15 protein-coding genes and 1 pseudogene are annotated in these 21,152 nt (G+C 33.5%); 11 read left to right on the top strand and 5 right to left on the bottom strand.

Annotation, left to right across the window (positions count from 1 at the left end):
- Positions 1-351 precede the first annotated feature (351 nt).
- The 4 genes and pseudogenes from CEQ83_RS14160 to CEQ83_RS14145 all read left to right on the top strand — a co-directional run.
- A complete protein-coding gene (locus CEQ83_RS14160) occupies positions 352-1,146 on the top strand; it encodes a hypothetical protein (protein ID WP_155017342.1) in 795 nt (264 codons plus the stop codon).
- A 73-nt stretch (positions 1,147-1,219) separates the two neighbouring features.
- Positions 1,220-3,121, top strand: a complete 1,902-nt coding sequence (locus CEQ83_RS14155) for a hypothetical protein (RefSeq protein WP_194273191.1) — start codon at positions 1,220-1,222, stop codon at positions 3,119-3,121.
- Positions 3,122-3,613: 492 nt separating this feature from the next.
- Positions 3,614-6,355 (top strand): restriction endonuclease, encoded by a 2,742-nt coding sequence (locus tag CEQ83_RS14150; protein WP_155017340.1) that lies wholly within the window; start codon positions 3,614-3,616, stop codon positions 6,353-6,355.
- A 152-nt stretch (positions 6,356-6,507) separates the two neighbouring features.
- Positions 6,508-6,624 (top strand): annotated as a pseudogene (locus tag CEQ83_RS14145) (aminopeptidase); the annotation flags it as partial.
- 985 nt (positions 6,625-7,609) lie between these two features.
- Here the strand turns inward: CEQ83_RS14145 and CEQ83_RS27615 are convergent.
- Together CEQ83_RS27615 and CEQ83_RS14140 are read right to left on the bottom strand one after the other, a co-directional pair.
- A complete protein-coding gene (locus CEQ83_RS27615) occupies positions 7,610-7,744 on the bottom strand; it encodes a hypothetical protein (protein ID WP_260503681.1) in 135 nt (44 codons plus the stop codon).
- A gap of 81 nt (positions 7,745-7,825) precedes the next feature.
- On the bottom strand, positions 7,826-8,317 hold the full coding sequence (locus CEQ83_RS14140) for a hypothetical protein (RefSeq protein ID WP_028409022.1): 492 nt from the start codon (positions 8,315-8,317) through the stop codon (positions 7,826-7,828).
- Positions 8,318-8,724: 407 nt separating this feature from the next.
- Between CEQ83_RS14140 and CEQ83_RS14135 the strand changes: the two genes are divergently transcribed.
- From CEQ83_RS14135 to CEQ83_RS14125, 3 genes are all read left to right on the top strand, one after another.
- Positions 8,725-9,144, top strand: a complete 420-nt coding sequence (locus CEQ83_RS14135; protein WP_028412901.1) for a hypothetical protein — start codon at positions 8,725-8,727, stop codon at positions 9,142-9,144.
- A gap of 72 nt (positions 9,145-9,216) precedes the next feature.
- Complete coding sequence (locus CEQ83_RS14130; protein WP_155017339.1) at positions 9,217-10,230, top strand: glycine-rich domain-containing protein; 1,014 nt, start codon at positions 9,217-9,219, stop codon at positions 10,228-10,230.
- A 127-nt stretch (positions 10,231-10,357) separates the two neighbouring features.
- Positions 10,358-10,936: an HAD-IA family hydrolase gene (locus CEQ83_RS14125; RefSeq protein ID WP_028412903.1), complete on the top strand. Its 579-nt coding sequence runs from the start codon at positions 10,358-10,360 to the stop codon at positions 10,934-10,936.
- 2 nt (positions 10,937-10,938) lie between these two features.
- On the opposite strand, the gene CEQ83_RS14120 is transcribed toward CEQ83_RS14125, so the two are convergent.
- From CEQ83_RS14120 to CEQ83_RS14110, 3 genes are all read right to left on the bottom strand, one after another.
- Positions 10,939-11,535 carry a mechanosensitive ion channel family protein gene (locus CEQ83_RS14120; RefSeq protein WP_028412904.1) on the bottom strand — a complete coding sequence of 199 codons (597 nt, stop codon included), beginning with the start codon at positions 11,533-11,535 and terminating at the stop codon, positions 10,939-10,941.
- An 842-nt stretch (positions 11,536-12,377) separates the two neighbouring features.
- Entirely contained in the window at positions 12,378-13,400 is a 1,023-nt protein-coding gene (locus tag CEQ83_RS14115; RefSeq protein WP_033579375.1) for a hypothetical protein, read from the bottom strand.
- A 969-nt stretch (positions 13,401-14,369) separates the two neighbouring features.
- Positions 14,370-15,833, bottom strand: a complete 1,464-nt coding sequence (locus CEQ83_RS14110) for a hypothetical protein (RefSeq protein ID WP_013083667.1) — start codon at positions 15,831-15,833, stop codon at positions 14,370-14,372.
- A gap of 313 nt (positions 15,834-16,146) precedes the next feature.
- Here CEQ83_RS14110 and CEQ83_RS14105 point away from each other — a divergent pair, with 313 nt between their 5' ends.
- The 4 genes from CEQ83_RS14105 (at position 16,147) to CEQ83_RS14090 (ending at position 20,939) form a co-directional block, all read left to right on the top strand.
- Entirely contained in the window at positions 16,147-17,028 is an 882-nt protein-coding gene (locus CEQ83_RS14105) for an HAD family hydrolase (RefSeq protein WP_028412906.1), read from the top strand.
- 552 nt (positions 17,029-17,580) lie between these two features.
- Positions 17,581-18,405: a pyruvate, water dikinase regulatory protein gene (locus CEQ83_RS14100; RefSeq protein WP_028412907.1), complete on the top strand. Its 825-nt coding sequence runs from the start codon at positions 17,581-17,583 to the stop codon at positions 18,403-18,405.
- A 120-nt stretch (positions 18,406-18,525) separates the two neighbouring features.
- Positions 18,526-20,028 (top strand): malate:quinone oxidoreductase, encoded by a 1,503-nt coding sequence (locus CEQ83_RS14095; RefSeq protein WP_155017338.1) that lies wholly within the window; start codon positions 18,526-18,528, stop codon positions 20,026-20,028.
- A 251-nt stretch (positions 20,029-20,279) separates the two neighbouring features.
- A complete protein-coding gene (locus CEQ83_RS14090; protein ID WP_028412909.1) occupies positions 20,280-20,939 on the top strand; it encodes a 2OG-Fe(II) oxygenase in 660 nt (219 codons plus the stop codon).
- Positions 20,940-21,152: the final 213 nt, after the last annotated feature.

The following is a 21,152-nucleotide window of genomic DNA, read 5'->3' as shown; positions in this document are numbered from 1 at the left end:
AATTCTAGATTAATCATTTTTTTAAGAAATTAAATTTCTATATAACAAGACTATTAAGGAGGATTAATATTGAGGGTTAGCTATTCTTAATTTTAATCCTTCTTTCTTACGTTATAGGATTGAATGAACTTTTGATTTTACAGGGGTATGTTTTCTTTTACATAAAATATGGGGCGATATTTTCTACAATATTAATGGGTTCATTAGCAGCAAATCAACATCGGGGGTTCGTCTACATAACATGTATTGTTTTCACTTTAGTTAGACTACTATATCACATTTTTACAAAAATTGTTATATAATAGTTTAAAGGTAAAGTATGTTCATTATGGATTATAGGGTGGCGATAACATGAATCTCAATTATAAAATAAAAAAAAGAAAAAAGGCTCTTGAGACTATTAATGAACTTGTGAACAATGCTTCACATTTGTTATTAGTTCATTATTCATGTGAAAGTTTTTATAATGTTCCGAGTGGTTATACACCGAGGGTTACTACAATAGCAGTAAGGTATTATAATACAGCACAAACGAAATCTTTTGGTATTCATAAGATAGCCGAAATAAAAAAAATACCATTTGAAGATATTGAAAATAATTATGATGAACTTGAAAGAGAAATGTTAAAGGAATTTTTTCAATTTGTTAAGAAGCATAAGTCCTATACTTGGACTCACTGGAATATGAGAGATTTGAATTTTGGATTTGAAGCAATTGAAAATAGGTATAGGGTTTTAGGAGGAAGACCCGAAACAATAGACGATGAAAAAAAGTATGACTTAGCAAGATTGCTTATTGATATTTATGGTGTGGGCTATATTGGTCATCCGAGGTTAGAAAAACTCATTGAAAAAAATAAAATTTCATATAGAGATTTTTTAGATGGACAATCCGAAGCCACAGCATTTACTAATAAAGAATATGTAAAACTGCACATGTCAACTCTAAAGAAAGTTGATGTTTTTCATTCCATTCTAGATAAAGTAGCATCAGGAAATCTGAAAACAAATGTTAAATGGCATGAACCCTACGGATTATCTCCCCAAGGCGTTTATGAAGCTATTAAGGACCACTGGCTTTACGCTATCATTATGCTACTTTTGGGAGCAATTGTAGGAGCAGTTGTATCTAATATAATGGGCTGAACAAGGATTATAAGAAACAATATGAATATGATTAAAGAATTATATAAAGAGAATGATTACGAAAGGAGAGCGTATGTTAGGAATTAAATTCTATTCTGATCATGACATGGCTTTTGGTGAAGAAGTGAAAAAAATAGTGAAAAAAATTAATGATGAAGATATTTATTCTGAATGGGGTATTGTTGATTTATTAGAATTTCACAATATTTTGAAATACATAAATATTAAAAATGTTAGTGACCATATTGTACAAGAGACAAATGTTGATATAAAAGATTATGAGAAAAGAATAAGACAAAAAATTGGTAAATTCATAGGGTGTCACAAACATGGATTCATCAATTTATATGATGAAATTGACTTTGATGCCACAGATGATTTCTTTGAAGTGCTTCAAGATTACAAAATATATCAAAGAATTGAAATTAATGATTTTAAAAGGTTTCTTGAAAAGGAAAATGTACATATCTATACAATACTCAAGTTTAATAAATTGGTTGAGTATTTTGATGAAACGGTTAAAGACGTGTTACTATCTGACTCTATGAATGCAGAGGCAATTCTCTCAAAGTATTTAAAAGAAAATGTTTTATTCTTACCCCAATCTTTAAATAAGACAGATATATTCAGCTTGATTAATGAGTATATTGATTCACCACAAGTCAACATAAATGTATTGAGGGAAATCATTACTTTTCCAGCGAGTAAAGGTTTAAGTATACCTGATAAAATCAAGTTGCATGCTAAGAGGAAAGCAAAAATAGAGGAGGAAAAAATATTTAATAATGGAACAGGTATTGAAAGAGGGGTACAGGTTTCTTATCCAAATGACCAAAATGAAGCTATATTGGTGACTATGGATGGTAGAACAGCGGATATTAAGGTAAGTAGAAAATGGCTAGAAGAAAATACTGATTATCCCACACTTTGGAATAATTTTATTCATCTATTCGAATTTGTTGATGAACAAATGAGATTAGAACTTGACTCTAAAAAAAGTGAAAGTAGTGCTTTAGAGTCAGTACTTAGTACACAAGCAGAATACCTATATTACCAGTCATCCTCTTTTCGTTTTAAAGAAATGCTGGCTAATGCTGAGATATACAGCTATGTCAAAGTTTTAAATGTTCTTAATGTAAGATTGGAAGAAATGATTGAATGGTTTTTTGATGTGTATCTAAAAGAAGAATTTCAAATCAGCAATTTCATGGTTAAAATGCCTTCGAATAAAGCATCATATTTTGAAAAGTGTAGAACTATTCTCCCTGAAATCGATAGAATTTTTAAACAGTATAATACCCTAATTGAAGATGGAATAATAGATCAGGAATTAATTCAAATGTCATCTTCTAGTTTTAAGAATAAAGATATTAAATCGTTTAATGAAAAGAAATACGTATACTCTTCTAGTGACTGGTATAAAACAGCATCATTCTTATTGTTTTCTGACCAGAGCGGCATATTTTATTTGCCACACAAAGAAGAGAGATATAAGAATTTTTTCAACTTGATAATTTCTGAAAAATTAAACAGAAGTGATTTTCAAAAACATCAACAGTTAAGAATGCAATGGTTATTTGATAATAACTTAATTTATGAAAGCAGCATGGGCTACTTAGAATTTGTAGACCAAAGAGTAATATATGTTCTTAAGCAACTATATTATGGAGAAGTAATTAGTTATTGGCATTGTCCTGAGAGTATACAAGTATTGATAGATGAGTTAGATACTCACAACCTTATTAATTTTGAAAACAGTCTATTTTCAAGAAATGAACAAGATTATCTTGATTATTATCTCAATAAATCAAAGTTTACTAACGGTCATGATATCCGAAATAAATACTTACATGGAACAAATGTTAACGATGAGGCACAATACGAGTTAGATTACTACTTAATTCTTAAACTATTTGTCATAATAATTATTAAAATCAACGATGATTTGTGTATCAAAAGCAACAGAGGTGAATAAATTAAAAAGCAAAGACCTGCCTGATTAATAGGTAGGTCTTGTTTTATTGCTTACTACTATCAGTATGCTGTAGTATCGGATTAAATTTGTCTATAGAAAAGGTTAAGGATTCTGTTACAGTTGAAATTGGTGAACTTAAATTTAAAGTTCCTAAAGAATTAAAAAAGAAGTTGTGACAAGAGAGTCCTATAATGAAACTTTCTTTTTATGTTAGAACGAATATAGATTTAGAATTAACAATACTTTTATGCACACAGAACAACTGTAAGTTATATCATGGAACTATAATAAAAAGGCGATATTACGTACCTTGATGATGAGCTAGATAAATTTTCTCACTGTTTTATACAATAATGACCTAGGCTAATTTATTTAATATTAAACCAATACTATATAACTATTAAGAGACTTTAGTGGTATAATTTTGATATAAATGTAGATTTATGTATTTTTTAGTTATTAACTATTAAGTATAACAAGGAGATATTGTTAATGGGAAATTTTGTAGAAATTGTTGTGTCTGATAATACCACTAATACTCAAAAGGGGAGACTTCTAGAGGAGTTAGGGAAAGAGTTATTATCTATCCTGCAGTATGAGGTAGTAGAAGAAGTGAGAGTTACAGCTATGGAAGTTGATTTGCTAGCAAAACATCTCATTAGTGGAGAAACAATCTTTGTAGAATGTAAAGCTCACCAAAATAATTTATCTGCGGATGTACTTACTAAATTATTAGGAAATGTTTTTTTTAAAGGTGTTTCTTCAGGGTGGCTGTTCACAACTGGACCGCTGGGGAAAGATGCAAAAGGTTTTAGAGAGGAATGGTCCCAAAAAATCCCAGACGAAAGAAGAAAATTGAATATTTATACATCTGATAAGTTAGTAGACTTATTAATTAGTTCAGGTAAGATATGCAATCCTATAGCGTTACCAAAAGATAAAAAATACACTTATGCGGAGGAAAATACTCTTATAATTTCTGAGTACGGAAGGTTTTGGGCTATTAAAGTGTTACATGTTTCTGCGGGTATACCATATGGAGTGATTTTATATGATGCTGAGAATTCTAAGTTAATAATTGATAAAGATGTGATTAATTCTGTCTCAAAATTGCAGACTTCATTAAACGACCTTGAATTTATCATGACTGAACTGAACGATGAAAACAAAGTACTTACAGAGGAGCTTACAGAAGAACTTAGCAATATTGCAATAGTTACAGGTGGAGACCAATGGGCGGATTATAGACCTTCTAGACCTAGAGATTTCATAGGGAGAGAGGATTTACTTCGTGATATATTTAAATATTTTAATTCTGTAGTAGAAAATGAAACTAATACAAGACTTTTGGCTATTAAAGCTCCTTCAGGATGGGGAAAGAGTTCAGCATTACTAAAATTAGTTTCAAAATCAAAAAGTAAGAGATACAAAACTAAGTTCTTTGTTCATGCAGTAGATGTGCGGGCAGCAACTTCACGTAGGTATGGAGAGTTATCACTATTATCATGTATTAATTCTGCAGTGGAAAAAGGATTCATCACTAAACCTTCAGAAGAAATCATTATAAACAGTGTCACTAATCCCTTGTCTAGTAAAGGTTTGGCTGAAATATTACAGTCGCTGAGAGACGAAAATAAAGTATTAATTTTATGTTTTGACCAATTTGAAGAGATATTTTCTAAAAATGAATTAGCTGATTTATTCGAAAGTATTAGAAAGTTAGCAATTGCTATAGATTCAGCTAGAGAGAACATTATCCTTGGATTTGCTTGGAAAACGGATGGAACTACACCTACAGACCATCCAGCTTATTATATGTGGCAGAGTCTATCTGATAGAAGGAGGGAATTTCAACTCTCTACATTCACACCCAAAGAAATAAACAAAGCTCTAAGTATATTTTCAAAGGAATTGGGACAATCTTTAAATCCTAGCTTGAAGAAATATCTTATAGACCACTGTCAAGGTTATCCATGGTTATTAAAGAAACTTTGTATTCATGTTCATTCTTTAATCAAGAATGGTATCGAACAAAATGAAATAATGGGGAAAGGACTAGATATCGAATCTTTATTTGAAAGGGATTTAAGTGAATTATCTTCATCTGAGCAGGCATGTTTAAAGAAAATTGCTAATGAATCTCCTGCAGATTTCTTTAAAGTTGACCAGGATTTTGGAAGCGAAACTGTTCATGCTTTACTTAATAGAAGGTTGATAATTCGTAAAGCACATAAACTAATATTGTATTGGGATATTTTTAAAGATTATGTTTTAACAGGTTCTGTACCTCGAATAACCATAACATACATCCCTCAGGGGAATCTAAATAAATATAGTAACCTTTTACAATTGCTGCTAAACCAAAAAGAAATGAATTTATCGGACATAGCAAAGAATTTGAAGATTAGTATAAAAGCCTCAGACAACCTTATTCGGGATATGGTTATGTTCGGAAATGTCACCAGGCAGGGAGAGAGAATAATACTTCTTCAAGAGACAGAAAATGAGGCAATAAATAAAGTCTATTCCTTTTTTAATAGCCACATTTTATTAAAAACTTTAGTAACACAATATGGTGACGGTTTTGGAGTAACTTTTCAAGAGTTTGAAAAGACATTTATTAATTTGTATAAAGAATCTCAATTTTCACAAAAGACATTTGGCGTATATATAAATAGAGTTATAAACTGGTTTTTAGGATTGAATATTATAAGAGTTAGCCATGGACAAATCACTTACTTGTCAGAGAAGACTCCTGTGCCTAAACAAATATTAATACCTAATGGTAGGATAGCTGTCAACGCTCGAATACACCCATTTTTAGGATCTGCTCCTGCGGAAAGGGTTCTAGAGTTAATTACAAAAATTGAACATGGTATAGATAATGAAGAAGAATTAAAAAAGTTGGGCTTAAGAAATGCAGTTACTGTTCTAAAGTCACTTGGACTAGCAATAAAACAAATTGACACAATAAAATTAGTTAACTTAGACGATGACTATAAATTAACTATAGCGGAAAAGATAATTGAAACTCAAACGATACAACTAATTGTACACTATATTAAGGAACAGGGGACTGCACCTAACTCAAATGCAGTAGGAACAATGGTAGCAAAACTCTTAAATAAAGAGTGGAAAGACGCTTCTAAAACTCGTACTGGACTAGCTTTATTGAAGTGGCATAAGTGGGCTACAGAAGTTATTAAGGAAAAAAATTCTGCAACTATAATTTAAAAATTAGAAATACTATAATTGGAACTTTAGGTTGGGGAAGCTATGCTGATAAATATAAGTAAGGAAACCTTTAACAACAAGCTTAAGAGCCTAAATTTTTTGGTCACACAGTGGTCACGGATTGGTCACAGAACCCTAATTTTCCACTCTACAACGACAGCATCACCCACGTTGACTTCATGATTGGCTCAGCTGAAATGGACATCGACGGCATTAAAGCTGACGGTACAAGCGAGCCTGTGTTTAGAAAAGGGAACTGGGCGTTTTAATAAACAGTTTAATCTATGAAGTCTCTACAATAATCAAGGTAATAAACTTATAGCCACTTCTCGATTTATAGAAGTGGCTATAAGTTTTTTTTAATGTAAAGAGGAGAGTAATACGTTAAATGAATGAATTAGTAAAAATTGTTTTAAATAGCGTAGACCAATTATTTGGCAAAAATTATGTGCAATTGATTACTTATTTATTAATAGCATTAATTGGAACATGGTTGTAAAAAGAGTTCAGAACTCAATTACTAAATAGTGAAAACTATAAAAGAGAAAAGTACAGTGAGGTATTAACAATTTTATTAGAATTGGAGTATGCACTAAATAGATTCTTAATAAATGAAGTAGAGTTTACTCAATTAGAAGAGAATTTAAAGGCTGCTTATCCGTATTTATCTTATGATCTAAGTAAGGAGGTTGGAAGCTTCAGTACTGGAATAGAAAAGAAAAAAGTCGAGGAATTCGTCGAAAGATTGAGTGCAGAGAGAAATAACCTTAAATATAACCAACCTAATGCTTTCTCTTATTTAAGTGAAAGAAGTATATCTCGGTCATTTGGTCACTTATTTAGAACAATGCTTTCACCTGTGCTTATACCTTTCCTGTTGACTTTATTAACTGTAGTGGTTTCATTTATGCTATTATATCTCACGTCTGCTATGTCAACTGTTGAATCTGTTGTCAAACAATATTATTTGATACAAGGTGTAATAGATTACATATGTTTCTTAATGATATTAGTTGGTATCGCTGATATTATTAATAACCAAAAGGTGTCTAGCATGAAACACTTAGTTATTTTTCTTATTATTTTTATAACTTTGTCTATTACTGCATTTTTACTTTTTTCAAAATTCATTATTATTCCTACAATTCTATTTGTATGCTACGGAATATTATTAAAAATGTACTTACCAAAAATTATTGTTGGGCTAAAAATAAATAATATATAAATAAAAAGAAGAATCACGGCAGGCGAACTTCACTCAGTTCCACCTTGCTGTGATTCTTCTTTTTTTACCGGAGCGTCACGCTTGAACATGTGATAGTAGGTAAACCCCAAGCATAGAGCGCCGGTAATCGAACAAAAATATTGCAAAAAACGGACGAAATCCATTGGAATGACCTCCCATTTTCAGTTTCGCTTCTAGTATGTACAGGGAAGTGAAATAATATGTGAAAAAAGGGAGGTTTTCTCTTATAGTTCGTATGGTTCTTGGAGAGTAAGGTAAGGCTGCTGATCTTCAAGACCAAGACGCTTATTTAATTGTCTTTTCATTAAATCGTACTGGTAGATGAGGTGAAATTGATTTTTTTTCGGTGTTTCACAGCGAATGTATGTTTCTTGCCCGTTCTTGTCTGTGAAATGAATGGTTAACTCACCGAAATAGCGTTGAACAGGAGCTCCGTGAAGGCCTTTTTCATTTTTGACAACCTTTGAAAATTCTGCTCGTTGAATACGGTTAAATGGAATAATAGCTACTTGATTGATAACAAGACGCTGATCGTACATGTCAATTTTAGATATGGAAATTTGATTAATTCCTTCTGCAAATTTAACATGCCCGTTTACAGAAACAAGCGGTTTGCGATCCTCAGGATCAACAGCGCCTTGAGGTCGCTTAATGACGTAGAAGCTAGCTACGCCAAGTGCTACGATACCAACCACAACAATAAGTGCAAACATCATTTTGCATTCCACCTCCTGAGTATAAATGTGTAATCTGAATTTAACAGCAAGCTGTTTCAGTTGCCATATTGCCTCAACAATGAGGATAGAGAAAAGCAGTTCGGCAGTTCATTATAAGTATATACATACGTTCGACAATATGGTGTGATATTCCTTCTTATTATGACTTTTTTACGACAAAATGGGCAAAACTCTTTCCGAAAATGAAGTGAATCAGTTACAATTTAAGGATAAGGTACCAAATTTCTTTTCTATCTCAAAAAAGTGCAGAAAAGCGTAAAAAATTCTAGGTACTTTCTCATATTTTTACTATTTTTATAGAATTTATTCCAATTTCTAATCCTTTATCGTGTATAATCTCTTGTGTGCAGCATGATATACATAAAGGTGTAAGGAGGCACAGTTCATTGTCTTTATCAGCAAAAAAGATATTATTATTAGTTTTAGTAGTTATATGTTTAGTGTTAGTTGTGATGCAATTCATAAATCGATCAGCAGAGCCGACTTCTGGACAGGCCCAAGAAACACTGAGTAAGCTTCCTGAACAAGAAACCGTTAAAGAAAAAGCGAAAGGCGACGAGGAAGCGCACAAATATCGAGTGTATTATATTACTATTGAAAAAATCGAAAATGGTACATACAGCGGAACAACAAAAGAAGGAACGGGCATTAAATTTTCCGATAAAAATTTAAATGAACCGATTCCAAGCAATTTGAAAAAAGGGGATATCGTCAAAGCATACTTTGATCTTGAATATAGCACGAAAGGTCTAGTCAAAGTAGAAAAGGTAGACGAGATACCAGATGATGACGAGAGCTCAAGTTAATTGAGCTCTTTTTTTGTGTTTTACGAATGTGGTAAAATATTGAATATATAGATACGATACAGGGGGAAGAAGATGATAGCAGCCATTATAGTAGGAGCGGTAATTCTTTTAGCTTTGATTATTAAAGGGATTGTAAAATCGAGAAGATTTCGCTTGTATAAAGAGGAGCTTCCAGATGATCTCGGAATACATAAAAATCAAGGGTTTGAAGATATTGTTCATTCACTAGAAGATTCTTTACCGGCAGCCTATGTTCAGCAAGTGAAACAGCGCATGAAAGGAAAAAATACAAAAGACGATGAAGTGGAATGGACGTTTTTTGAGATGAAGCGCTACTTTTTATTAAATGCAGTCATCAAAGACGTACCGATGTTTAGTGCAAAAGTGGATGAAGTATGGCATGAAATGATTATGTTTACAGTAGATTATGAGCGTTTTACAGAACACTTTTTCAACCGCTTTTTGCATCACCAGCCAAATGTAGAAACAGCTCCATCCCCACAGCCGGATAAGCGAGCGTTCTTCGATTGGATGTATGCTCATTTGTTTGACATAACGGGTAACAGCCGACTGCTTTGGGGGAAATTTTTTCAGCATCCGCTTGATAAAAGTACGCTTCAAGATTTTCAAAGGTTATCAGAAGATGAATTACTAGATCGCTATTTCTTAAGAAACGGCAAATGGGAAACACAACAGAGGCATTTGATTCAAACATTAAAAGAAGAAGTCACTGCTGCACGAAAAAGAAAAAAAACGGGCGGATCAACTTATTTTAAAAAAGCGGCTAAAAAAGGAAATGTATCAAACGAACTTCTTCTTCAAGGCTTTGTTTTTTATTCTCTCTACAAAGCCACCAACTTTTCAAGCCATATGAATGAACTGCTGCTATACAAAAAGACAATCTATGCGGGAGATACAGCCTCGTACAGCGGCTATAGCTGTTCAAGTCCATGGGAAGACAACCGTCATCATCACCACGACGGAGGTCACCACCATCATGACAGCGGCAGCAGCTGTTCGAGTTCAAACTGCAGCAGCTCAAGCTGTTCAAGCTCTAGCTGCGGGAGCGGGTGCAGCAGCAGCTAATAAAGTAAAAAAACTCGTTTTATACGAGTTTTTTTACTTTAAATGCAACGACGACCAAATGATTCACTGACAAGCAGTGAATCATTTGGTATAATCGTTACGTTTTTAAAAAGGAGAGACAGCGAAAATGAATATTTTATGGGACTTTGATGGAACCATCTTTGATACCTATCCGACTATCGTGAAAGCATTCAAAGAATTACTAACAGATCAAACGATTTCAGAAGATGATATTTTAAAACAAATGAAAATATCTTCTGACGTAGCAATCAAACATTTTGATATTGAAAAGTCTTTGTTTGATAAACACTTCCATGTGCTCGAACAAAAAATCAATCCTAAAGATAAGCCTGCTTTTTCTCACGTAGAAGACGTACTGAGCTTTGCGGATACAAATGTAATTGTTACGCACAAGTCTAGACAATCTACGCTTGATATCCTGGCATTTTTTAATATGAAGCACTACTTCACGGAGATTATTACAAAGGATGATGGCTACAAACGAAAGCCTGATAGCGGAGCTTATGCCTATCTTCACGATAAGTATCAGCTCGATTTAGTAATTGGGGATCGCGAACTCGACTTAAAACCTGCCCGTGAACTGGGAATTAAAACATGTGCATTTCAAAATAACGATATTGAAGCAGATTATCACCTTACATCATATGATCAATTCTTTACAACGGTCGTAAATAAAAACTCGTGAAGCTATTCTTCACGAGTTTTTATTTGTTCAGGTGTATGTATTTCGGGGATTTCACCGAGCGTGTAGTTCGCTACTTTTGTAATGTTACTATTAGCAAAAAAATAAAACTCTCCGTCGACTCCGCGAATTTTTGTCGTGCGCAATCCAATTTCTTCAACAGTTCCTTTCGTATCATTTATAGATACGTGATCTCCTACTGAGAATTGATCTTCAAATAGAATAAAAAACCCATTTAAAATATCTTTAATCAAATTCTGTGCACCTAAGCCTGTAATAAACCCTGCTACGCTAATACCAGCTAAAAGTGCTTTCATATTAATTCCGATTGCCTCTAAAGACGTAATAAGTGCAATAAAATACACAACGTACATGACAATGCTCAGACAAAGTTTTTTCAGCGTTATTTCTTTTCGTTCGTTGTACCTCAGCAGTTTAGTTTTAAATCTGAAATCAAAGATTTTATTAATGACACTGCGAGCAAACCGGATGACAATTTGAGCAATGATAAAAATGAGGATAATCTTTATGATTACTTCACTAATGTCAATCCACCTACCGGTATTAAATAAAGTTTGCTGTACCCACTGTATGTATTTCATGACTAAGTCCCTTTCTTGCTTTATAAATTTTTCTCTACTGAATAGTATAATTTATTTTAAAAAATATACTACTAGAATTTATTAAGAGGCGTTTGAACTATTGTTTTATTTTAATTTATTTGTATTTGGTATATGTAATGAAAACTCCTTAATTTAGAAAAAGTGAAAATCCTCAGGTATAGATATTTTTAAAACATTTCTTTATACAAATATTAAATAAAATCTTATAGCAGAGATTAGTATAGATCTTATTAGCAAACATTATATACAGATATTAAAGAAAGAAAAATCCTCTAAAAACCTAATGATATCAAGGGTTAGAAAGAAAATAGCTTTTCAATAAATAACTGTGTGGAAAATAGCCCTTTTTTGTGAACAGCATCCTTTGGCTAAAGGATGTTTTTTATCGTAGTAGATATGGAATCTAGTTTATTTACTATGTTTTTTCTTCTACAATAGATGGATTTTAAAATCAATAGAATGAAGATTGCTGTTAAAAGTATGAATTATTTCCACTGTGGATAAAAGTAGTTATGTTAAAGAGTAAATAACCTGGAAATTATCGTTAATAAAAAAATAAAAGGGATGTTTTTATTAATAAAGAGGATGATATAACAGTCATTGAATATGTTTTCTTTCTTTTGTGGATAAGTATGAAGATGTTTTTTTAGTAATATTCCATAGTTATACACAAGAAATATCATTTATTTAAACTCATTACGTTTATATGGATAGGATAATGGAATTGGAGAGCTGAAAAAATGGGTGTTTGTTTGTACTATTTGTATCAAAAAGAGAGGAGAAGGGATAGAAAATAAAAAAAGGCATGCCAAAGAAGCCCCTTATGAAGCTGTAAGTTCGGCAGGGACTTGATCTTGAAGATTTTTTGAAAGCTCTTTTCGAATGAGCGTACGGATTTTCCCACCGTAATTTTCAACGACTTGAGCATCATGGCTGAAGAAGGCCTGTTCAATCAATGTATAAAGGGCAGACTTCACTCGTTCAATACCATATTCAAAAGAAAGCTGAACCAAATCAGCGATGTCTTCGTTTTGGAATGAAGACATAACAATTCCTGTAGAATCTGTGCTGTGTCCAGATAATTTTACAAAAGTCTCTTCAATAGTACGTCGAATCGCCGCATCGTATTGATCTCTCTTTTCTTGTTTTGACATCTTGCCATTTTTAGCTCCGTCTTTTAAAACAAAGAAAATAGTAGATCCTTGGACAACGGTTTTAAATGCGCTCGCCTGCGTTTCAGCTATTTTTTGCATCATACCCTTGTAGTGAGTATATTTCGGCGTAAAAATTTTATAGTCATTAAAGCTAATTTTTGAAGTGTTTTCTCCAGGATTAAACTGACGCTTAATCGTATCGTTGTCATAAACCAATTCTTTGCGCAGCTCTAAGCGAAGGGCATTTACGTTTTCAATTAGAATAAGTTCTTCAAAGCGAGTATATTCTAATTCCATAAACCCAAAGCCGTGTTCTTCAAAATATTGAGGGTAGGGAACAATACAAATATTGATTCCTTTGCCGCTGCGAGAATAGGAAATTAATTCTGTTTCTGCTAATACTACATTGTTGTTGCGAACTGTTCGAACTGTACAATTCAAAGCGGCTGCAATCTCTTTTTCAGAAACATCACAAATAATACCTCTTTCATCAACGTGAAGGAAGTGATAAAAAATTAATTGTGAAATTTGAGATTTAGATAAACGGTGATGTTCTGCCACTGTTTTGATTGTAGGGTTCCCATGAGCGTCTAGGTCCATGTGATCTTCAATATCTTTATATTTTTCTACGGTGCTAGACAATTGGCGAATAATTTGTTTTCCAATTTTCGCAAATTCTTTTTTTATCATGAGAATCCCTCCAATCTATTTCATATCAACAATAATTTATTAGGGTAAAATAACAAAGAATACCTTGTGAAAATTATATCAATAAGAAACAGAATCGCAAACGAACGAGTAGTACGCGAAAAACGGCAAAAGGCTCAAAGAATGCTGTCATAGCAAGGGATTCAGCGTATAGGTTTTTTAGTACGACAAAAACGGCAAAAGCAAGCAAGCGCCGGTAGAACAGTGTTTGTTACGATCAGTAAAAATCAAAAAAAACTTTATGCGTTTTAGTACGTAAAAAACGGCAAAAGGCTCAATATAGTACGCCGAAAATAGCAAAAGTGAAGAGTGGTACGCCAAAAACAGCAAAAGTGATCTCGATTCACCTAAAAAAAGGGAAAAAAATCACTTCTCTGATCGCTGTAAATAACACAATGAATTTCAATAGTACGTCAAAAATGGCAAAAGCTATTTTTAGTACGTGAAAAACGTCAAAAACGACCTGGTAGTACGCTAAAAACAGCAAAAGATATCGTTTGGTACGTCAAAAATGGCCAAAGCTTTATATATGCTGCGAAAAAAATAAAAAATAGGGTTTGAAAAGGACATAACAAAGGGAAAAGCAATGTTTAGTACGCAGAAAACGGCAAAAGTAGTGAAGGAGTACGTCAAAAATGGCAAAAGGTAGGATTGTTTTACGAAAAAAAGAGAATAATTAACAATTAATAAGTGATGACGAGTAAATAAAATGAATTTAGTACGTCAAAAACAGCAAAAGAAGCAAAGTAGTACGTCAAAAACAGCAAAAGACAGTAATTAATACGCAGAAAACGGCAAAAGAAGCGGAGTAGTACGTCAAAAACGGCAAAAGCTTTTGTGTAGTACGTTAAAAATGACAAAACTTCCAAACTATGAAATGAAAATAGAGGGAGATTTTGTATCAAAAAGACGAAAATGGCAAAATGTCAAATAAAAAAGGAAGGGAATGATTTACCCTTCCAATGTTTCTCTATGTTCTCCTCCAAAATAGTCTTGAATTTCATAATTTTGAAGAGGAATAAAAGAGATTTCAAATCCTTGAAGTTTTTGCTGATAACTTTGGATCAGTACTTGATTGCTAACAAATTCTGCTAGAGATTCATTAATTAATTTTAGGTTTACATCAATTTTCTTTGAACGAAAACGAACTTTTGAAGCAAAATATTGATACGGGTAAAAATGAGTGTAAGACTTTTCTTGTAAATAACAGTCTAAACGCTCTTTTTGAAATGCATAAAGCAGTAAAGAAGACAGCGAGTTATCTTTAAACTTTTTAATAACATCACTGTATATTTGTACAAACTGCTGATTTAAAAAGCCTTGATGCGTATCATCGCTAAATACAATCGTTGCATATCGTCTGCCCGTTACTTCATCGGTTTCAATAACAGCCTTTTGAAAGAAGTTGATCGCAAATTTTGTATCTCTGGAATTTTTCTTCTTTGCTACACCTTCTACGTGATACCTGGCAATTTTCATAATGCGGGCTTCAACGGCTTCATAGTTTTTTACACCTTTTGAATTATAAATTTCTTTCACGATATCCGCTAAATCAAGAGTCACCGTTTTTTCTTTATAAAACATCTCGTCGCGCTGTGAAAGAGCAAACTGGATAATTTGGGAATCTTTTGGGTCTAAAACCATATTTCGTTTGGAAAGAACCGTTTGATTATCATTCACAGGGATAATGGTGCGAATGAAATATTCTTCATCAACTTTATAGTCATTATATAAAACGACTTCTTGGGAGTTTGTTTTAACTTCCATATTGGTTTTAAGAGAATGACTTTCGTTTGAGAAGATAGGCGCCTCTACCCACGAATTTAATCGTTTATCAATCCAGTTGCTTAAATTTCCATTGTATTTTTCTAAGATGATTTCCGCAATTAAAAAAGTAAAGTCCGTGTGAAATGCTTTCTCTATTTGATAATTCATTTTTGAATCTAAATAAGGAAAATCGGTAATGTTTGTTTTTTTGCTTTTAGCCCATGCCTCTACTTCTTTTAACTTTATCTTTAAAATATCTTCAGGTTTTTCCACGCCAAACAGCTTTTTTAAGTGTTCGGTATCTACTTTTTTATCCATCACTTTTTTGGCTAATTCAATGTCTTCAAAAATAGGATTAGGCTTTTCTGCTTTAATATCTTTTTTTAATGTTTGCAGCCAGTTTTTCTTATTTGATTGTCTTCTTTTGTAGGCTGGGTTTCGTATTTCCTTAGGATTTATTAATTTATTCTCTAAAACAAACGTATCTTGCAATATATTTAAAATGTAGTCTTCTATAAAATCTTTTTCATTCGAAAAAAACGAATGAGAATCATATAAAAAGTCTATACACTTTGCTTTGATATTGTCATCGATCGCATCGCTGATTTGTTTAATAAGGTAAGGAGAAAAATTGGATGGTTCGTTCATGTTGACCTCCTCTGCATGTATTTAATCTGTAACACTCTTATTATATCTTTTTTGAACGATACTCTAAAGGCTAAAAGGAAAATTCGTTTTTGTGAATGCTGTTTTATATCAAATTAGCCTAACCAGCTATTAGTATATAAAGGCTTATTGCAAATATAAAATTCTTTCTTTATAGCGCTTGTACAATTTTAGATGTAAGGAGAGTATTATAGTAGCTTTATAAAAGAGAAAAGCAAAGTACATTCATTGAGTTTGAAAATGGAAAAGTTTATACTTGCCAAGTACACTCTTTTTACAAATAGGGGGAATAAATATGTTGTTAAAACCTAAAGCAATTTTTTTAGATATGGACGGTACGATATTAAATCGCTCCAACAAAGTAAGTATTCAAACAAAAGAAACCATTGACGAATTACGAAAACAGGGAATTTTTGTTTTTATTGCTACGGGAAGAGCGTTTGATGAAATAGAAGAGTTAGTTCCTGAAGGCTTTCAAGTAGATGGATTTATCACATCAAATGGTATGGCAGGATACGTAGGAAAAGAATCAGTCTTTCAGCATTCGCTTTCACTTCAATTGGTGGAAACTATTATTGAAAAAGCAAGAGCGAACAAGGTATACTACGAGCTTTTCCCGTATGGCACACCTCGCGTGACGTTAAAACAAGATCAGCCGTATGTTGAAAATGAAATTAAAGAGCCAAAGCCAGACAGCGTGGAAATTAACGAATGGCTTTCTCGTAAACAAGCAATTAAAGAAGAAATTGACTGGAAAGATTCCGTAGAAGGAAGTGAATTTTCAAAGTTCTATTTCTTTGCAAGAACGCACGAGCATATCGATAAATGGAAAGAAGAGCTTGAAAAACTCAAGCAAGAAACAGACTTTACAACTTCTACTTCATCTAAACACAATGTCGAAGTGATGGTGGCAAACGTAAATAAAGCAACGGGAATTCAGCAAATGTTAAAACATTTTAATTTGCCCGAGCAAGACATTCTAGCAATTGGCGACAGCAACAATGATTTACCAATGTTTCAGTTTGCCAGCTATGCTGTAGCGATGAAAAACGCGCCGGATCATATTAAAGAAATTGTCGATGACGTAACGGAATTTAACTGTGACGAAAACGGCGTCTCCCATTACCTTTCTAAATTTTTATTACAAAAATCTACTAGAAGTAATCCCGTTTTATAAAAATGAATCTATTTTACGACATATAACCAACTATTCAAAACATCGTCTTTTAGGCGGTGTTTTTAGTATGCATAAGGTAAAAAGTAAACCGTTCATTATTTTTAGTTATAGCACTCTTGGCTAAAAAGAATAGATAAGAATAAATCTTCTATAATTTAAAAATCATGTTATAAACAACATAACTATCCTCGTGCCTATTCCTGCAAAACGCCTCTCAGCCCTGATGAGTGCACCATGCCAAAGCATAAAACATTTTAAAATCTAAACTTTTTCTTTCTTCAAACTTTTTATAAAATGCGCAGAAAAGGGATTGTATCTCCGTATGTTTAATGCTAATATAACATTTAACGAAAATAGTATAACATATTTAGCTTTATTTCGTAATTAGTATGGCACAAATTCTTAATTTAATTGTTTTGTTAAAGTGTTTATAATCACAGTGACCAGCATATTTATCTATTCATTACTATTAAATTGTGTATCTTGTAAGCTGCTAAATAAAAAATATTAGCGTTATTAAACTATTAAAATCAAAGAATAGGAAGATTTAATGTGAATAAAAGAAAAATTGTCTATATAGTTTCCGACTCAGTAGGTGAAACGGCTGAGCTGATGGTAAAAGCAGTTTTAACTCAATTTAGTGGAGAAGATATTGAAATTCAAAATACTTCTTACGTAGAAAATGAGGAAAATATTGATAATATCATTGCCGAAGCAAGGTGTAACGAGGCCATCATTGCGTATACTATCGTCATCCCACCTTTAAAACAGTATCTTGACCAAACGGCACAAGACGAAGGAATTGTAGCCATTGATTTGATGACCCCTCTTATGAGTGCCTTTAGCCAAACCTTTAATAAAGAACCTAATCTTCAACCGAGATTAACAAGAAAATTAGACGATAACTATTTTCGAAGAGTAGAAGCAGTTGAATTCGCTGTTAAATATGATGATGGACAAGACTTCAGAGGCATCAAGCGAGCTGATCTAGTGTTGATTGGTGTTTCGAGAACATCTAAGACGCCACTTTCTATGTATTTAGCTCATAAAAGTCTTAAAGTAGCGAATATACCGTTAGTTCCAGAAGTGACGCCTCCTGACGAACTTTTTACTATTCCAAAAAATAAATGTATTGGTTTAGTTATTACACCGGATAAGCTCAATGAAATCCGAAAAGAACGATTAAAAAATTTAGGTTTAGCGTCTCAAGCCAATTATGCCAATGTAGATCGAATCCTTGAAGAGCTGGACTATGCTGAGAAAATTATGAAGCGCATTGGCTGTCCTATTGTTAATGTCTCAGGTAAAGCAGTTGAAGAAACCGCTGAAGTGATATTGAGCATGTTAAAAAAGGACAAGATGAAAGGGTATGTATAAAAACTCCCATTATGTAAGACAGACAACTTGTCAGACATACTTAATCTATAGAGAGTCAGGTAGAACAGGCGTGTTGCTAAAAGGTGCTTTTTTAAAATATAAAAGATAAGGAAGATTGTGATGAGCAATGTATATAAAAAAACAGACGTTATCTTAATTGGGGCCGGAGTGATGAGCGCAACGTTGGGATCTTTACTAAAAGAGTTAGCGCCGGAATGGGAAATCAAAGTATTTGAGAAACTCGCAGATGCAGGAGAAGAAAGCTCCAATGAATGGAATAATGCAGGGACGGGCCATGCTGCACTGTGCGAGTTGAACTATACATCTGAACAAGCTGACGGATCCATAGATATTACGAAAGCCGTGCGAATTAATGAACAGTTTCAGCTTTCAAGACAGTTTTGGTCGTACCTTGTAAGCAGTAATTTAATTCATCATCCGCAAGAGTTTATTATGCCAATCCCTCACATGAGTTTCGTACAAGGAGAAAAGAACGTATCCTTTTTGAAAAAACGTTTTGAAGCGCTATCAAATAATCCGTTGTTTCAAGGGATGGAGTATTCGGATCGTCCTGAAAAGTTAAAAGAATGGATGCCGCTTGTTATGAAAGGGCGTACATCGACTGAAGCAATTGCGGCAACCAAAATTGACTCAGGGACGGACGTGAACTTTGGAGCTTTAACTCGTATGTTGTTTACACATTTAAAAAGTAAAAGCGTAGAAATAAACTATAACCACAGCGTTGAAAATCTGACACGTAACGCAGACGGCTCGTGGGAAGTAAAAGTACATGATATTCATAGCGGCAAACAGGAATATCACACGGCGAACTTTGTTTTTATCGGAGGAGGAGGCGGAAGTCTGTCTTTACTCCAAAAAACGGGTATTCCTGAGTCCAAACATATTGGAGGGTTCCCGGTAAGCGGATTATTTATGGTATGCACTAATCCCGAAGTTGTGGCGCAGCATCACGGGAAAGTGTACGGAAAAGCAAAGGTTGGCGCTCCACCGATGTCGGTTCCACACCTTGATACACGCTATATCGACCGCAAAAAAACACTGCTGTTTGGACCTTTTGCCGGATTTTCACCAAAGTTCTTAAAAACGGGTTCAAATTTGGACTTAATCAATTCTGTAAAACCGAATAATATCTTAACGATGTTAGCAGCAGGCGTCAAAGAGATGGGCTTAACGAAATACTTGATTCAGCAGGTGCTGTTGTCCAATGAAAAGCGTATGGAAGAACTTCGCGAGTTTATTACAAACGCAAAAAGCGAAGACTGGGATATCGTCGTAGCGGGTCAGCGTGTACAAGTAATCAAAGATACGGAAGCCGGAGGTAAAGGAACTCTTCAATTTGGTACAGAAGTTGTGAGTTCAGCGGATGGTTCCGTTGCTGCATTGCTCGGGGCTTCGCCAGGCGCTTCGACTGCCGTTCATGTTATGCTTGAAGTGCTAGAAAAGTGTTTCCCCCAGCATATGAAGAAATGGGAACCAAAAATAAAAGAAATGATTCCTTCTTACGGCTTGTCACTGGTAGAAAATCCAGCGCTTTTTAACGAAATTCATGTTTCTACAGCACAAACGCTGAATTTAAGTAAAAAAGAACTTGCGTACCGCTGATTTTAGGCGGCCTTTGGCACGTATGCTTTAGATTAAAAGAATTTTTTTAGGCTGCTTTATAAAGTGTTTAAAATATAAGTGAAATCTATAAGAAAAAATGAAGGAGCTCCGTTATATTGCGGGCTTCTTTTTATTTATTTCCTTTGCTAGCAGAATTTACTTCGTATACATGATATAATTCTTATTAGTAAGCGTTTACATATAATGGAGTGAAGAATTGGAAAATAGCTATTTTGAGGAGCCGATAAAAGATGATTACAACTAATACATCTTTACTAACGAAAGAACAAACGATTTTTAGCCATTCAGGGAATAAAATTAAATTAGAAGACAGAGAGATTAATATTGTTGCTCGATTTGAAGAGCCTCTTGTTCTAGTTTTAGGAAATGTCCTAAGTACCGAAGAATGTGACGAACTTGTACAGCTATCCAAAGATAAAATGCAGCGATCAAAAATTGGAGCTGAACGTGAAGTAAACAGTATTCGAACGAGCAGCGGCATGTTTTTTGAAGAAAGTGAAAACGAGCTTGTACATCAAATTGAAAAGAGACTTTCTAAGATAATGGGACCGTCTATTGAATATGCTGAAGGCCTTCAAGTTTTAAAATACTTGCCTGATCAAGAATACAAAGCGCATCACGACTATTTCACTTCTGCAAGTAAAGCATCTAAAAATAACCGTATTAGTACATTGGTTATGTACTTAAATGATGTGGAAGAAGGAGGAGAAACTTATTTTCCTAAGCTGGGTCTTTCCGTATCTCCGACAAAGGGAATGGCCGTGTACTTTGAATATTTTTATAGTGATGCTGAACTTAATGACCGTACTCTCCACGGGGGAGCTCCTGTTATAAAAGGAGAAAAGTGGGTCGCTACCCAGTGGATGCGCAAACAAAAAATTCGATCGTAAAAACAAAGGTTTGAAGATCCCTATTAGCTATTGTTAGTAAGGGCTCTTATTTATGTTACAAAAAAATAGTCATTATGGTAGTCAGTTATGATATTGAAATATTCACACTTATTCTATTTGTGCGGCTATTCCTTATTTTTATAAGCCGGTAGACGATAAATGTATTTATAGTGTAAAATATCCTCATGATTAAAAATCTGGATACACAAAAAC

Source organism: Priestia megaterium, assembly GCF_009497655.1.
Classification (GTDB): Bacteria; Bacillota; Bacilli; order Bacillales; family Bacillaceae_H; genus Priestia; species Priestia zanthoxyli.
Note: the sequence above shows the minus strand (reverse complement) of the source record. Positions and strands in the feature narration are given on the sequence as shown.